The organism is Paenibacillus sp. FSL H8-0048 (genome assembly GCF_038002825.1).
Lineage (GTDB): Bacteria > Bacillota > Bacilli > Paenibacillales > Paenibacillaceae > Paenibacillus_AQ.
In genome coordinates this window covers 2,214,779-2,230,122 of the sequence record NZ_JBBODF010000001.1, presented here as the reverse complement: position 1 = coordinate 2,230,122, position 15,344 = coordinate 2,214,779, and the positions used below count along the sequence as shown (strand labels likewise).

Below are 15,344 nucleotides of genomic sequence, written 5' to 3'. Positions count from 1 at the left end.
CAGCGGTATAAAAGCACCCCCTGTTTGCCGTTGCGGCGGACCGGGGGTTACCTGTGCAAATATAAGAATGTATAGGTTTCACGCTACACATTATCCTTCTATTTCTCGCTGAAACGGTACCGTCCTTTAAAAAGGACAGCAAAGCCGTTTCCACTTGGTGCTTCTCCTGCCGGGAGCAAGTTGCCCGGTGTTATATATATATTCCCGGCTGTCATAACTTTTGAAAGATACAGTATAACCTGCTGTACTCCGGTGCGGGCAGCATGTATAATAGGTACAGAATAGTACAGATCGGGGTATGGGGGTGTAACAGTTGGAAGGTCAAGGCGATAACATCACAAAGCATGAACAACTGCTGCAGCACATTGAAAGTCTGAAGGTGGGAACCAAAATCTCCGTCCGTAAGCTGGCGAAGGAGATGGGGGTCAGCGAAGGTACGGCTTACCGCGCGGTGAAGGAAGCGGAGAACCTTGGAATCGTCATTACCAAGGAACGGATTGGCACGGTCCGTGTGGAGAAGAAGCCGCGCAATATTTCTGAACAGCTGACCTTCGGGGATGTAGTAGATATTGTTGAGGGGCATGTGCTTGGCGGAGCAGAGGGTCTGAACAAGCATCTTCATAAATATGTGATCGGTGCGATGAAGGTCGATGCCATGATCCGGTACATCGACGCCGACAGCCTGCTGATCGTCGGGAACCGCGATGATGTGCACTCGCTTGCACTGGAGCAGGGGGCCGGGGTGCTTGTGACAGGGGGCTTCGGCACCAGCCGAGAGGTCAAAGCGCTGGCCGATGAGCTGGACCTGCCGGTCATCTCGTCCAGACATGATACGTTTACGGTGGCTTCGATGATTAACCGCGCGATTTTTGACCGGCTGATCAAGAAGAAGATTATGCTGGTCGAGGATATCGTGGAGGGCAAGCTGCGGCTGAACACGCTCAAAATCTCCAGCACCGTAGGAGAGCTGCGTGAACTGTCGCAGGCCAGCGGCGAGCAGCGGTTCCCGGTCACGGATGAGTGGAACCGGGTTATCGGAATCGTAGGCCGGCGTGATGTGGAGGATCTCAGCGAAGGGCAGAGTATTGAGAAGGCGATGGTGCGCAGTCCGGTCACCGCTGCACTCCAGACCTCGCTGGCTTCGGCGGCGCAGATTATGATGTGGGAGGGGATCGATTTTCTGCCCATTGTGGACCGCAACCGTAAGCTGGTAGGATCGGTCACCCGCCGTGAAGTGCTGCAGAGCCTGCGCGACGCCAGCAATCAGCCACAGTTGGGAGAGACGTTCGATCATCTGATCTGGAACGGGTTCGCGGATGAGCGGGATGAGGAGGGCAGGCTGTTCTTTCATGGCTTCATTACCCCGCAGATGGCGACTGATCTGGGAACGATCTCGGAGGGGGTTCTGTCCACCCTGATGACCCTGTCCGCCTTCAAGGCAGCCAAGGACATCACCGGGAATGACTATGTACTGGACAATATGTCCACCTATTTCATCCGTCCGGTACAGATTGAGCATTCCATCACCGTCATGCCGAAGCTGCTGGAGATCAGCCGCCGTACCTGCAAGCTGGAGATCGAGATCAGCTATATGGATACCATTGTAGCCAAGGCCGTGCTGATGCTGCAGTCGATTGACCACGGGTAGCGGGATTAGCGTGTCACGATGAAGGGGTAATGCTAGGCGAATAACGATGAGAGTGACGATGAACGAGGATTCATTCCCGGCAAAATATAAAATAGACCAGAGCTGTCCTGCAGGCAATCAGGATGAGCAACTGGTCTATTTGTACTGGCAACAGAATTTTGGCGGATTTGGTTTCGAGTAAGCTGTTAAGTAAGCAGTCGAGTCGGCCTATTGAGTAACCTGTTGATTACGTCTGTTGGGTGATGCCACATTCGCCACGCAAAGATGAACATAATATACAGCAAGTGGAAAAAGAGCATCTATTGATGCTGAATGTGATCGTATCCGAGCAGCAAGTGGAAAAAATACAACTAATTCGCCGGGAATTGCACCATCTGATGAAAGGACGCGCAAGGAATGCCTTTTTTCCAACTAATAGTCCGGAACTGATAAATGGCCCAAAATTAACTGTACAATTTCCAATTCTCTTAGGCATCCAACGGTAGATGAGGGGAGGAAAACCGCAGCTTCAGGCTCTACCGCAGAGTGTAGTGGGGGAATCCTCAGCTTCCGCTGCGCATCCGGCTGTAGTAGCTGTAGCTGCGCAGTCCCGAGAAGATATTGAACAGGCCCAGCAGCAGAAAAGCAGCCTCAATGACCACGTTAAGCGTCGAGCCGCGGAAGATGAACATCGACATTAATGAAAGCGTGACCAGCATTCCGCCCAGCAGCATATTCATGATCGAGCGTCTGGTGCCTTGGATAAGCGGGTCGGCAGTTCTGCGGGAAGAGATGCTGTACGCGGCGGCGCATACCATGAAGATAACCAGCAGGGCAAACAGCAGATACTTAATGAACATAATCATGAACGGTAGCTCCTTTGTGGAAGACCGGGCAGTCAGCGTAGCCTAAGCCGGGCACTCTGTATCCTGTGATTGTGATTTGTCCACTATTGTATCATGATTTGCGGCTCAGCTGCGTTTATAAGGACTGATTTCCACCCAGATTTGCAGCACGCCCTCCATCACCAGCATGGTGCGGATTTTGACGGTGTATTCCTTCTCGCGGGCCAGATAGATTTTGTTATCCAGCAGCAGGCGCGCCAGCTTGCCGTCGGAATCGATATCGAACATGCTGCGCCCGCGCAGCGGCTCCAGATCGCCTGCCAGCTTGCTGAGGACCTCCTTGGCTGTCACCGGGTCCAGCGCCGCTGCGCTGTCCTTGACCTTGCTCTCCTCGGTACGCACCTTAATCTCACGGATGACGGTGGAGGTGTTGTTATATTTTTTGAGCGTCAGAATGTCATTCCGGTATTGTGCAATCTCCAGCCGCAGATCGTGGTTATTGACCCAGAGCAGGCTATAGCCCATATGATAAATCGCGTTGTACAGGGCGGCTCCCACAATCATCCCCAGCACAAACACAGCAGCAATCTGCGAGAAACGGCGGTAGCGGTCAAACGGCGGAAGTCGCATGTATCTTTTCACCCCTTCGCTTCTACTTGCCGCATACCCACTTGACCAGCTCGCTGCCCATATGAGCACCCAGGAAGGCGAACACCAGATAGAGAATCTGCTTGATCGCCGGAGAGAGATTGCCTCCCAGCATATTGCTCTCAATGACCCGCATCGGGTCGATGGTTCCGCCAACGGCGGCAGCCAGTGCCCATATCTTAATACGGTCTGCGATTTCCAGCATGGTATCGGTTGGCGGTTGAAGAGAGACGACGGCGCCGATTCCGCCCAGCATCGCTCCGCCCAGCACTATGCCGAACGCGATGAAGAAGTCGAGGACGGCCTTGCTTAAGAAAATATCCATAGAAAGCTCCTTCCTTAGATCAGGCGGCGGCCTGCTTTTGCCTGTCCATATGCTCTTAATCCATTCTATGGGCGGTTCCCCCTCTAATATGATAAAATAGTTTCATCTTATGTTTTGATTTGGAGCTGAAGGGAAGTGGGGAATATGAGCCCATTCGTGCATTTGCATGTGCACAGCGAATACAGTTTACTGGACGGGGCGGCGCGCATTACAGATCTCGTGCGCCGGGCCGGCGAATACGGCATGACATCGCTGGCGCTGACGGATCATGGTGTGATGTACGGGGCCATCCCTTTCTATAAAGCCTGCCAGGCGCAGGGAATCAAGCCGATTATCGGCTGTGAGGCTTATTTGACAGCAGGCTCGCGCCGTGAGCGGGGAAGCCGCAAGGATCAGCCCATCTATCACCTGATTCTGCTGGCGAAGAATATGACCGGCTACCGGAATCTGATGAAGCTGATCTCGATCGGCCATCTGGAAGGCCAGCATTACAAGCCGCGTATCGATATGGAGGCGCTGGCAGCATATGCCGAGGGCATTATCTGCCTAAGCGCCTGCCTGGGCGGTGAAGTACCGCAGCATCTGCTGCACGGCCGGGAGGAGGAGGCGCGCAAGGCGGCTCTGCGGTATAAGGGGATTTTTGGAAGCGACTTCTATCTGGAGCTGCAGGATCACGGGATTGCCGAGCAGAAGCGGGTGAATCCGCAGCTGATTGCGCTTGCTGAAGAGCTCGGCATTCCGCTGGCAGCGACTAATGATGTCCACTATATGGACAAGGAGGATGCCGAGGTTCAGGATGTGCTGATCTGCATCGGCACGGGCAAATCCGTGGACGATGAGGACCGGCTGAAGATCGGGACAGACCAGCTGTTCTTCAAAAGCGGGGAGCAGATGGCTGCGCTGTTTCCGCATGTACCGCAGGCGATAGAGAACACGCAGCGGATCGCTGAAGCGTGCAATCTGGAGCTGACATTCGGCAATCATATTCTTCCGGAATTCTCGCCTTTGCCGGAAGGGCTGGATGCCGCTGCTTATCTGCGCCAGCTATGCCGTAGCGGGCTGGAGCAGCGCTATGCGGATACTCCGCTCTGGGAATCGCCGGAGCAAAAGGAGACGGCCGAGAAGCGGCTCGACTACGAGCTGGGAGTCATTGAGAGCATGGGGTTCAGCGATTACTTCCTGATTGTGTGGGATTTTATCGCTTTTTGTCACCGCAGCGGTATTGTTACCGGTCCGGGCCGCGGTTCCTCCGCAGGAAGTCTCACCGCGTACACGCTGAAGATTACCGATGTGGACCCGCTGAAATATAATCTGCTGTTCGAGCGCTTCCTGAACCCTGAGCGGATCACGATGCCCGATATTGATATCGACTTCAGCGACGAACGCCGCGATGAGGTCATTGCCTATGTGGTGGATAAGTACGGCAAGGAGCATGTGGCGCAGATTATCACCTTCGGTACGATGGCGGCCAGGGCTGCTGTCCGTGATGTGGGCCGGGCGCTGAATCTGCCGTATAACGAGGTGGACAAGGCGGCGAAGCTGATTCCGGGCCAGCTCGGCATCAGCATCAGCCGGGCGCTGGAGGGCACGCCTGAGCTTAAGGCGCTGTATGAGACGAGTCCGAAGACCAGAGTGCTGCTGGACACGGCGATGAAGGTGGAGGGGATGCCGCGCCATGCTTCGACGCATGCAGCTGGCGTGGTCATCTCCAAGGGGCCGCTGACCGATGCGGTTCCGCTCCAGGCGGGCAATGAGAGCACGGCGCTCACCCAGTACTCCATGGAGCATTTGGAGAGCGTTGGGCTGCTCAAGATGGATTTTCTCGGCCTGCGGACTTTGTCGATTATTGAACGCTGCATGAAATGGGTGAAGGAGATGACCGGGAGCGTGCCGGATTTCCGCATCATTCCGGATCATGATCCGCTCACCTATGAGATGCTGGGAGCAGGCGAGACCACCGGCGTATTCCAGCTGGAATCGGCGGGCGTCCGGCGGGTGCTGAAGGACCTCAAGCCAAGCGGGTTCGAGGATATTGTCTCGGTGGTGGCGCTGTACCGTCCGGGTCCGATGGAATTCATCCCGAAATTCATCGGGGGCAAGCACGGGGAATTCGAGGTCGTCTATCCGCATGCGGATTTGCAGCCGATTCTGGCCGATACGTACGGCATAATCGTCTACCAGGAGCAAATCATGCAGATTGCCTCCCTGATGGCCGGCTTCTCGCTGGGTGAAGCGGACCTGCTCCGCCGTGCGGTGTCCAAGAAAAAGCGGGAGACGCTGGACCAGGAGCGCAGCCACTTCGTGGAGGGCAGTCTGAAGCAGGGCTACAGCGAAGCGGACGCCCATGCGGTCTATGATATGATCGTGCGGTTTGCCAACTACGGCTTCCCGCGCGCCCATGCCGCTGCTTACGGGGTGCTGGCTTTCCAGACCGCTTATCTTAAGGCGCATTATCCGGTGCAGTTCATGGCTGCTATGCTGACTGCTGTGATGGGGAGCCACCGCAAGGTGGCGGAATATGTCCTGGAATGCCGCCGGTCCGGGATTGCCGTCCTGCCGCCGGATGTCAACGAGAGCGGGGTGCTGTTCACTCCGGTGCCCGGCGAAGACCGAAGGGCTATCCGCTTCGGGCTGGCTGCGGTGAAGAATGTCGGCACGCAGGCCGTAGAGAACATTATGGAAGTCCGTAAGGAGCGGCCGTTCGACAGCCTGCTCGATTTCTGCCGCCGGGTCGATCTGCGGGTCTGCAACAAGCGAGTGATCGAATCGCTGCTGCAGACCGGTGCCTTCGATACGCTGCCCGGACACCGGGCGCAGCTGCTGGCGATGCTGGATGAGACGGTGGATGCGGCGGCCAAATGGCGCAAGGAGCGGGATGAGCTGCAGATCCAGCTGTTCGATGACCTGATCGAGACGCCGAACTGGGAGATCCGCTACCCGGATATTCCGAGGTTCAGCGGAACCCAGCAGCTGGAGCTGGAGCGGGAGCTGCTGGGGCTCTATCTCTCCGGCCATCCGCTGGATGACCATGCGGGGCTGCTGGAGGAGCCGGGCATGCAGAAGCTGATGGATCTTGGCGAAGCAGCGGATGAGAGTATGACCGTGACGGCCGGTATGGTCGTGTCGCTGAAGGAGATCACGACCAAAGCCGGGAAGGCGATGGCTTTTGTGGAGTGGGAAGACCAGATCGAGCGCTGCGAGGTCGTACTCTTCCCGGAGGTGTGGAAACGCAGCCGCGCCCTGATTGAGAAGGGCGCATTGCTGGCCCTGCGCGCCAAGGTGCAGCAGGAGGACGAGGGCTTCAAGCTGCTGGCCGAGGAGGTAGCGCAGCTCACCTCGGACAGCGTGCGCGGCCTGCTGCAGCGCCGCAGCGCCGGGTCCCGGCCCGCCTACGGCGCGGGCCGCATTGCCCCCGCAGGAGCGCCTGCGGCCGCTCCTGCAGCCCGCACGGGCGCCGGTGGCCCCGGCGTCCGGCCCGGCGGTGCAGCTGGCGCCGCCGCTGCACCGGGCACGCGCATACCGGCGGCACAGCCGCCCGGTGCGCGCGCTTCTGCGGCCGCTGCGCAGGCCGCGCCCCAGGGCCTGGCCGCGTCAGCCGCGCGGCCGGGCAGCCCTGCCCCGCTGCGCACGGGGCAGGACCCCGCCGCTGAGCGCTTCGCAGGCTCAGCGCCTGGCGCCCAGCGTGTCTTCATCAAGATCACGCCGGGCGCTGAGCTGAAGGGTCTGCTGCCGCGCCTCCAGGCGCTGCTGCAGACCCATCCGGGACCCGCAGCGACGCTGCTGTTCTACGAGCGCAACCAGAAGGTGCTTGCGCTGAGCGACAGCTACCGGATCGAGCCCTCGGAGGAGCTGTTCGCAGCCATTGAAGAGATGCTGGGTGCCGGGACCGTCCGCCTCCGATAGAAGCAGCCCGACTAGCCTAGTGCAGCGTCAGAATTCCCTTTATGGGTTGGATCAGTAAAGCGATACCACCTACAATTGTGTTCGATTTTTAGCATACATTGTGCCCGATTACAGTCACGCCCTCGCAATGTGTTCGATTTTTAGCATACATTGTGCCCGATTACAGTCACGCCCTCGCAATGTGTTCGATTTTTCGCATACATTGTGCCCGATTACAGTCACGCCCTCGCAATGTGTTCGGTTTTTCGCATACATTGTGCCCAAGCAATTTACTCTTCTATTTGTTCAGGCCTCATCATGCCGACCCGCTATTTTTAATCTGATGCGCTGCTAGAACCTCATCGGATTTAAAGTAGTGGAGCAGAAACAATTCCTCCTTCAATTTACATCTTTTCCATGCGAGGGTTGTTCTTTAGGGGCGATTGGCTTAGCGTAACGGACTGAGGGGCTCTTATGCGGTAAGAAAGTCGTCACTTGGGCGATTAACGGACCGAAAGGACCTTATCCCCTGCAATTCAGCTCCAAAACGTCCCGCAGAAAGATGATAAGGTCGTCTGAGTCCGTTACGCTGCATAAGGGGGCGTTATCGTGGGAAGAAGGTCTCTTCGGTCCGTTAGATTTTTGGGGGTGATAGGGTTTCATTACACGAACCCCTGAGTTTCACAACTCTATCCACCCTTTTAAAGCTGACACTGTATCAGGGGCTTGTTTGAAGTGAACATTCACATAGGTGTATTATGTGCAATTAAAAACCGTGAAAAGGACGGCTTTCCTCTCCTAGCTGTAGTTTGTACAACTAAATCTGCTCGAATGGGTGAGAACCCGGGTATAGTGGCAGTTTAACTGTATGGATTACAGCTAAAAGGAAAGTCTGCGCTAAATCAGAGGATTTAGTTGTACAGAATACACCTAAGCATACCCGTTGCCCCTAATTGGGGCTTGGCAAACCCTCAGCATGGCAGCTGGTTAAAGAGTTTCTCACCAGTTAATTCTGATGCTGCACAGATGCAACTTTTACAGGCAGCCGCTGAGATACACTGATCTTTTTAGCACATTTGTCCCCTCTTCCGCATACATTAGGGAACCAATAGAGTGAACTTATGAATCTGTCAGGCTTCACTCTCAAGTTCAGCTAAATCATAGCGGGGCATTGCCCCGTGTGGAAGGGGAATGACATCATGTCCTATCAAATGGCGGAGGAGCTGCTGGAGCGCCGGGGAGTATCGCTGGACTCGATCGCGGAGATCGTCTATATCCTGCAATCGGTCTATTATCCCAGCTTAACGCAGGAGGAGTGCCTGAGCAGCGTCAAGTCGGTCCTGAACAAAAGAGAGGTCCAGTATACGCTCATGACCGGGATTGCGCTGGATGAGTTAGCCGAGAAAAAGCTGCTGCCCCAGCCGTTTCAGGCGGTAATGGAAGCGGATGAATCGCTCTACGGGGCGGACGAGACGCTGGCGCTGGGCATCACGAGCGTGTATGGAATGATCGGCCTGACGAGCTTCGGCTACCTGGATAAAATAAAGCTTGGAATTATCGGCAAATTGAATGATGATAAGGGGAGCATTCATGTATTCCTGGATGATCTTGTGGCCGGAATTGCGGCTGCAGCTTCAGCCCGGATCGCCCACGGGCATGAGGGTGCGAAGGTCTATCCCCATGTGACAGGGACCGAATAACGGCTGCTCCTGATGCGCTGCGGTCGGCCTCCCGCTCCTGAGTTCTTCCTGCCGGGCTTGCTTGCGGGAAAAAAGAAAACTGTGTTATCATAATTTCATTATATTCAGGATACGGCTGGATTCGAGATTAGGGAGGCCTTGCAGGGCATGTGGACGGTAATCTATATAGCGCCGACCGCCAAAGTGGCGGAGATGATCCAGAGGAAGCTTACGGAAGAAGGATTTCTGATTAAATGCCGTCCCATCAATATGTCCAAGCAGCAGTTTGAGATTCTGGTCCCTTCGGGAGAGCTTGAAGAAGTGCAGGAGGTCCTCAATCTGATTCTGCACCCCTGAAGAGTACAACGTAGAGATTCAAGAGCATTCATGACAGCGGCAAGCTGCTATTTGCGCAAATAAACGGCTGAAGAGGTGCGACCCTTGTTCAAAGATTTATTTCAGAAAAAACGGAAGTACGCGACTATTCCTTCAGAACGTCTGGAGCGAAGCGGCGGACCGGCAGAAGGCGAGCGCCCTAAGCGGGAGATTCCCGAAGGTCTAATGAGCAAGTGCGCCAAATGCGGAACGATCCAGTACAGCAAGGAACTGGAGAAGAATTTGAAAGTATGCCCGTCCTGCGGCTATCATATGCGCCTGAATGCAACCGAACGGATTGCAATGATCCTTGATCCGGAAGGGTTCATTGAGTTCGACAGCGAGATGGCGTCGATTGATCCGCTGAAGTTCCCCGGCTATGCCTCCAAGCTGGAGCAGCAGCAGTCCAAAACCGGACAGGTTGAGGCTGTAATCACCGGCCAGGGCAGCATCGGCGGACATCCGGTGATTGTAGCCGTGATGAATTTTGAATTCTTTACCGGCAGCATGGGATCTGTGGTTGGTGAGAAAATTACAAGAGCGGTGGAAGAAGCGACAGAGCGGAGACTGCCGATGCTGATCTTCTCCACCTCCGGCGGAGCCAGAATGCAGGAGAGCATTCTCAGTCTCATGCAGATGGCGAAGACAAGTAGCGCGCTGGCCCGGTTCAGTGAAGCAGGCGGCCTGTATATCTCCGTCATTACTGATCCGACTACCGGTGGAGTATCGGCGAGCTTTGCAAGCCTGGGCGACATTATTATTGCCGAGCCCGGAGCGGTATTCGGCTTTGCCGGACGGATTGTCATCGAGCAGACGATCCGCCAGAAGCTGCCGGAGGATTTCCAGACGGCAGAGTTCAATTTGCAGCACGGACAGCTGGATCTGGTCGTGCACCGTAAGGAAATGCGCTCCACACTCACGAAGCTGCTGGAGCTGCATGATGTGAAAGGGGGATTTTAGGTTGGCAGGAGAGTTGCCTTTTGAAATGCCTCTGGTAGAAATGCGCAAAAAAATCGCCGAGCTCAAGCAGTTCGGTGAAGAGAAGGGCATTGATTTCAGCGATGAGGTAGCCCGGCTTGAGGAGCGCTACAGCGAGCTGGAGAATGAGATCTATTCCAATATATCCCCGGCCCAGAAGATGCATCTGGCCCGGCATCACGGACGCCCGACCTCGCTGGATCTGATCGGGCTTATCTTCACGGACTTTATTGAGCTGCATGGTGACCGTCTGTACGGTGATGATCTTGCGGTAGTCGGCGGAATCGCCAAGCTGAACGGCCGGCCTGTGACCGTTATCGGGCAGCAGCGCGGCAAGGATACGAAGGAGAATATTCTCCGCTTCTTCGGCAGTGCCCATCCGGAGGGCTTCCGCAAGTCATTGCGCCTGATGAAGCAGGCGGAGAAGTTCGGCCGTCCGATCATCACCTTTGTCGATACCAAGGGGGCGTACCCCGGCAATACCGCAGAGGAACGCGGACAATCTGAAGCGATTGCCCGTAATTTGTTCGAGATGTCCCAGCTGGCCGTGCCGGTCATCTGTGTGATTATCGGCGAGGGCGGCAGCGGCGGAGCTTTAGCGATGGCCGTGGGCAACCGCGTGCTGATGCTGGAGAATGCCATCTATTCGGCGATCTCCCCTAACGGTGCGGCTTCGATTCTGTGGAAGGATGCCACCAAGGCGGAGCAGGCCGCGGAGGCCATGAAGATTACGGCCACCGATCTGCTGGAGATGGAAGTCATCGAGGAGATTGTTGCAGAGCCCAGAGGCGGTGCGCACCGGGATTACGAAGCTACGGCGGAGGCAGTGAAGGACACAGTCTGGCGTCACCTGCAGGAGCTGTCCGGCATGGATGCAGCAGCGCTGAAGGAAGACCGTTATCTGAAATTCCGCAAAATCGGCGAGTTTTCCGAGTCGGTGCTGGAGCAGGATTACGATCAGGATGAAGCGCAGATTGTGGAGTAAGCGGGAGCTTTTCTCCGGGGGATGAGCGGCATGGCCGGTCCGCCGGATTTGCACTTTTTAACATATTCCAGCTTATTCCAGACTACGGACGGGACAAGACCTGTTATACAATTATTCCCACTATAATCATCCTGTGCTTGCTGCGGGATGATTTTTCTTTTATCGGCCATCCTAGTATTATTCGACTTTAATTTACAGCAAAAACAGGCACTAACATTGATTTTGTGCTCAACATGCAGTAATATTCATAAGGGCGCAATAAAACGTGCATGTCTTTACATGTGATAAAGTTCCTATACAGAGAGCAAGCCTTATAGTAGATTTTGTAGTTGGAAAAAGCGAGACAGAGAGAACGAAAAAACGGAGGAAAACCTAATGCGGAAAAGTAAAATTGTATGTACGATCGGACCTGCAAGTGAATCGTTGGAGAATATCAAAAAATTGATTTTGGCTGGTATGAATGTGGCCCGTCTGAACTTCTCCCACGGCGATTTTGATGAGCACGGAGCCCGGATCAACACGATCCGTCAAGCATCCAAGGAACTGGGCAAGACTGTTGCCATCCTGCTCGACACCAAAGGACCGGAGATTCGTACTGGCAAGCTGGAAGTAGAACCGATTGAACTGGTTCAGGATGAGTATCTGACTTTGACTACGGAAGAGATCCTTGGCGACCATAACCGTATCTCCATCACTTACAACAACCTGCCTAACGATGTTCAAGTAGGATCGACGATCCTGATCGACGACGGCCTGATCGGCCTTACTGTTGTCGACATTCAAGGCACCGAAATCAAGACCCGTATTGTTAACGGCGGTACGATCAAGAGCAAGAAGGGTGTTAACGTACCAGGAGTATCCATCTCCCTGCCGGGTATTACGGAAAAAGATACCAATGATATCATTTTTGGGATCGGACAGGACATTGATTTTATTGCCGCTTCTTTCGTACGCAAAGCCAGCGACGTTCTGGAAATCCGTGAACTGCTTGCGAAGCATGATGCTTCCCACATTCAGATCATCTCCAAGATCGAGAACCAGGAAGGTGTCGATAACCTGGATGAGATCCTGGCAGTATCCGACGGCCTGATGGTTGCCCGTGGCGACCTTGGTGTAGAAATCCCTGCTGAAGATGTACCTTTGGCTCAGAAGCTGATGATTCAGAAATGTAACATCGCCGGCAAACCGGTAATCACAGCTACCCAAATGCTGGATTCCATGCAGCGCAACCCGCGCCCGACCCGCGCTGAAGCAAGTGACGTAGCGAACGCAATCTTCGACGGAACTGATGCAATCATGCTGTCCGGTGAGACTGCTGCCGGGAAATATCCGGTAGAATCCGTACTGACTATGTCCCGTATTGCTGAGAAAGCAGAATCTGCTCTGAACCACCGTGAGATCTTCATGAAGCAGCAGATTGCTCAAGAAACTACCGTAACTGAAGCGATCAGCCAATCCGTAGCGATCTCCGCTCTGGATCTGAATGCTAAAGCGATCATTTCTTCGACTGTAACTGGCCACACTGCACGCGTGGTTTCCAAATATCGTCCTAAATCACAGATCATTGCTGTTACTACCCAGGAAAGAACAATGCGTCAGCTGGCGCTGGTATGGGGCGTAACTCCTGTATTCGGTCCTGAAGCTCATTCTACTGACGAATTGCTGGAAACAGCTCTTAACGGCGGTAAGGCTTCCGGTCTGGTTAAAGCCGGCGATCTTGTAGTCATCACTGCAGGTATCCCGCTTGGACGTTCCGGTTCCACTAACCTGGTGAAGGTAGATACGATTCCAGCCGACTAGGATTTGGAAGAGCTTCTGCAGCACGAATAAGATATAATGAGAAGAGCAGTGGCGCTTGATTGCCGCTGCTCTTTTTTTGATAAGTGGACACTCTGGAAGTTCAAGATATATGTTGATATCAGGGATGTAAATGGATATATTGGACCTGTGTGTTTGGAGCAAGGCAGTATGTCAGGGAGTCGTATAAATAGGGTTCCTGGAATACACGGCAGGGGGACTTTTACGATAGATCCGTCTGACCGAAAAGGCGCTTCCGCAAGAACGCGGGAGAGATGGCACGGCCAACAGCTTCTTATTCTGGATCATAACGCCGCCGTCTGAGACCTTTAGTCTGGGGCTGCGCCCATTGACTTGACAGCAGGTGAAGCAGACTGTGGATAACTTGGCCAGCGGAGCAATATCGAATCCCACTTGGGGTGCTTCGACAATCCATTCGGCAGAGCTTTGCGGTCCGTTATAGCGCTGTACCGTGCGGAAGACCCAACCTTTGCTGAGATTGCGCAGGGTGATGCACCATTTGCCGGGACTCAGCTTGACGATGGAAGCACGCATATGGTTGCCGGGGGAGACGGGAAAAGGAATGACGGTTTCGGAGGCGGGGAGAATCTCCCACCAGGCATAATACCGGACTTTGCCGTTCACCGACTCATGGCCGGTGCCGGTCTGGATCAGGCTGCTGTTCTTGAAGCCGTCAATGCCGATCCAGGCCGAGGAGAACGTAGCTTTTTCCGTAGGCTTTACATAAGGGACGATCCAGTCGGCAGATATCTGCCGGTAGCTGCCTTTTTTGCCGGAAATGGCATAACCGCTCCAGTTGCTTGAGGTCCAGCCGAAGCCGGAACTGGCGGCTCTGCCCGTATTGAGTTTATCCTTCAGACAGGGTTTGCTCCGTGTTAATCTATTGACTTGGCCCACTTGTCCACCGCCTCATAATAGGTTGTGCTCTATTTAATGCAGCAGGCGGCTATGAAGGTTGGGTATTCTGTTAAAAAGAATGAGAGAGGACTTGTAATCCCCATGGAAAAAATAACAAAGCTGCGCGGGTTCTATCTGTTTCTGGGACTGGCCGGGGGCTCCTTCGGCTCCTACCTCTCGCTGCTGCTGAAATCAAACGGACTTGAAGTCAGCCAGATCGGCTTGCTGATGGCTATAGGGACGCTGATCGCCATCTGTGTGCAGCCTTTATGGGGAATGGTCTCCGACCGGTATAACCAGGCGCGGCTGGTGCTGATTCTGAGCGTGGCGGTTCCGGCGGTGCTTGCGGTCCTGTACCGCTCGGAATATTTCATCGTGCTGATGCTGGTGTATACCGTGTCCACGATCTTCTCCTCTACACAGGCGCCTATAGCCGACTCGTACGCCATAGCGGCTGCGAACAGGGCTGGAGCCACTTACGGCAGCATCCGCATGATGATGAGCATAGGCGCTGCCGTAGGGGCCATTGCGGGGGGGCAGTATGTATCCAAGTTCTCTGTATCGACCATCTGGCTGCCGTTTCTGCTTTTGAATTGCATCGCCGTATTCATCGCCTTCACCCTTCCTAAGCAGGCGGAGGAGAATCATATGATGAGCCAGTCCTTCTCGCAGGGTATCAAAAAACTGCTCGGCAACCGTATATTCCTGGCCTTCCTGGGCGGGAGCTTTCTGGTCAATCAGACGATGACGGCCTTCGGGACCTATTTCGTGATTGCCTTCCAGTCAGTCGGCGGGTCCACGAGCTCTGCGGGAATCGCCCTGTTCCTGGCGTCGATTACCAATGTTCCATCCATGTTCTTCGCCTCCAAGGTCATCCGCAGGCTTGGCATGGAGCGGACACTGCTGCTTGGTGCGCTGATCTATGTGCTGCGCTGGGGTATCCAGGTGGCCTTCCCTTACCCTTCCGTGATGATCGGCGTGCAGGTGCTTCACGGCCTCTCGTTCGGGTTCTTTTATATCGCGGCGGTTGAATATGTATCGAAGATTACCTCACCGGAGATGCAGGCGACCGGGCAAAGTGTATTTAACATCGTATTCTCCGGGTTAGCCGGCATTCTGGGCAATCTGCTGAACGGGATGCTGCTGAATCAGGGCGGGGTTGGTCTGATGAACCTCTCCTGTATGCTTAGTGCGGCTGCGGGCGCGGCTCTCCTGGTCTATGTCGCCCGAAGCTCACGCCGCAAGCTGCCGCTTGCGTCTGCATCCGGCGGTGTCGGCGCTTAAG

General features: G+C 54.8%; 13 protein-coding genes. 9 read left to right on the top strand and 4 right to left on the bottom strand.

Annotated elements, in window-relative coordinates; all coding sequences use genetic code 11:
* Positions 1–313 precede the first annotated feature (313 nt).
* Positions 314–1,648: a DRTGG domain-containing protein gene (locus tag NSU18_RS09690; RefSeq protein WP_036721605.1), complete on the top strand. Its 1,335-nt coding sequence runs from the start codon at positions 314–316 to the stop codon at positions 1,646–1,648.
* Positions 1,649–1,694: 46 nt separating this feature from the next.
* Positions 1,695–1,829 carry a hypothetical protein gene (locus tag NSU18_RS09685; RefSeq protein WP_341148877.1) on the top strand — a complete coding sequence of 45 codons (135 nt, stop codon included), beginning with the start codon at positions 1,695–1,697 and terminating at the stop codon, positions 1,827–1,829.
* Between the two features lie 361 nt (positions 1,830–2,190).
* Here the strand turns inward: NSU18_RS09685 and NSU18_RS09680 are convergent, their stop codons facing one another.
* The 3 genes from NSU18_RS09680 to NSU18_RS09670 form a co-directional block, all read right to left on the bottom strand.
* Positions 2,191–2,493 (bottom strand): YtpI family protein, encoded by a 303-nt coding sequence (locus NSU18_RS09680; protein ID WP_341020153.1) that lies wholly within the window; start codon positions 2,491–2,493, stop codon positions 2,191–2,193.
* Between the two features lie 105 nt (positions 2,494–2,598).
* The gene (locus tag NSU18_RS09675) at positions 2,599–3,102 is read right to left on the bottom strand and encodes a hypothetical protein (RefSeq protein WP_341020154.1); all 504 of its coding nucleotides are present in this window, start codon (positions 3,100–3,102) and stop codon (positions 2,599–2,601) included.
* Positions 3,103–3,124: 22 nt separating this feature from the next.
* Positions 3,125–3,445: a YtrH family sporulation protein gene (locus tag NSU18_RS09670; protein ID WP_209993411.1), complete on the bottom strand. Its 321-nt coding sequence runs from the start codon at positions 3,443–3,445 to the stop codon at positions 3,125–3,127.
* A 144-nt stretch (positions 3,446–3,589) separates the two neighbouring features.
* Here NSU18_RS09670 and NSU18_RS09665 point away from each other — a divergent pair, with 144 nt between their 5' ends.
* The 6 genes from NSU18_RS09665 to pyk all read left to right on the top strand — a co-directional run bounded on the left by NSU18_RS09665 (position 3,590) and on the right by pyk (position 13,144).
* Complete coding sequence (locus NSU18_RS09665) at positions 3,590–7,348, top strand: DNA polymerase III subunit alpha (protein WP_341148876.1); 3,759 nt, start codon at positions 3,590–3,592, stop codon at positions 7,346–7,348.
* Between the two features lie 1,178 nt (positions 7,349–8,526).
* Positions 8,527–9,027 carry a phosphatidylglycerophosphatase A family protein gene (locus tag NSU18_RS09660; protein ID WP_036700686.1) on the top strand — a complete coding sequence of 167 codons (501 nt, stop codon included), beginning with the start codon at positions 8,527–8,529 and terminating at the stop codon, positions 9,025–9,027.
* A 147-nt stretch (positions 9,028–9,174) separates the two neighbouring features.
* Positions 9,175–9,363, top strand: coding sequence for a hypothetical protein (locus NSU18_RS09655; RefSeq protein ID WP_036700684.1), 189 nt, complete (start codon positions 9,175–9,177; stop codon positions 9,361–9,363).
* An 84-nt stretch (positions 9,364–9,447) separates the two neighbouring features.
* Positions 9,448–10,341, top strand: coding sequence for an acetyl-CoA carboxylase, carboxyltransferase subunit beta (gene accD, locus NSU18_RS09650; RefSeq protein ID WP_341020158.1), 894 nt, complete (start codon positions 9,448–9,450; stop codon positions 10,339–10,341).
* Position 10,342: 1 nt separating this feature from the next.
* Complete coding sequence (locus tag NSU18_RS09645; RefSeq protein WP_341020160.1) at positions 10,343–11,344, top strand: acetyl-CoA carboxylase carboxyltransferase subunit alpha; 1,002 nt, start codon at positions 10,343–10,345, stop codon at positions 11,342–11,344.
* Positions 11,345–11,719: 375 nt separating this feature from the next.
* Entirely contained in the window at positions 11,720–13,144 is a 1,425-nt protein-coding gene (pyk, locus tag NSU18_RS09640) for a pyruvate kinase (RefSeq protein WP_036725599.1), read from the top strand.
* A 171-nt stretch (positions 13,145–13,315) separates the two neighbouring features.
* Here pyk and NSU18_RS09635 read toward each other — a convergent pair whose 3' ends face one another.
* Positions 13,316–14,059, bottom strand: coding sequence for a G1 family glutamic endopeptidase (locus NSU18_RS09635; protein WP_341020162.1), 744 nt, complete (start codon positions 14,057–14,059; stop codon positions 13,316–13,318).
* Between the two features lie 102 nt (positions 14,060–14,161).
* Between NSU18_RS09635 and NSU18_RS09630 the strand changes: the two genes are divergently transcribed.
* Positions 14,162–15,343 (top strand): MFS transporter, encoded by a 1,182-nt coding sequence (locus NSU18_RS09630; protein WP_341020164.1) that lies wholly within the window; start codon positions 14,162–14,164, stop codon positions 15,341–15,343.
* Position 15,344 lies beyond the last annotated feature (1 nt).

Bases quoted from the DNA above. Each gene is read 5' to 3' on its own strand.
- NSU18_RS09685 (WP_341148877.1), top strand. From the start codon at position 1,695: ATGAGAGTGACGATGAACGAGGATTCATTCCCGGCAAAATATAAAATA.
- NSU18_RS09655 (WP_036700684.1), top strand. From the start codon at position 9,175: ATGTGGACGGTAATCTATATAGCGCCGACCGCCAAAGTGGCGGAGATG.
- NSU18_RS09670 (WP_209993411.1), bottom strand. From the start codon at position 3,445: ATGGATATTTTCTTAAGCAAGGCCGTCCTCGACTTCTTCATCGCGTTC.
- NSU18_RS09680 (WP_341020153.1), bottom strand. From the start codon at position 2,493: ATGATTATGTTCATTAAGTATCTGCTGTTTGCCCTGCTGGTTATCTTC.
- pyk (WP_036725599.1), top strand. From the start codon at position 11,720: ATGCGGAAAAGTAAAATTGTATGTACGATCGGACCTGCAAGTGAATCG.
- NSU18_RS09660 (WP_036700686.1), top strand. From the start codon at position 8,527: ATGTCCTATCAAATGGCGGAGGAGCTGCTGGAGCGCCGGGGAGTATCG.
- NSU18_RS09665 (WP_341148876.1), top strand. From the start codon at position 3,590: ATGAGCCCATTCGTGCATTTGCATGTGCACAGCGAATACAGTTTACTG.
- NSU18_RS09675 (WP_341020154.1), bottom strand. From the start codon at position 3,102: ATGCGACTTCCGCCGTTTGACCGCTACCGCCGTTTCTCGCAGATTGCT.
- NSU18_RS09630 (WP_341020164.1), top strand. From the start codon at position 14,162: ATGGAAAAAATAACAAAGCTGCGCGGGTTCTATCTGTTTCTGGGACTG.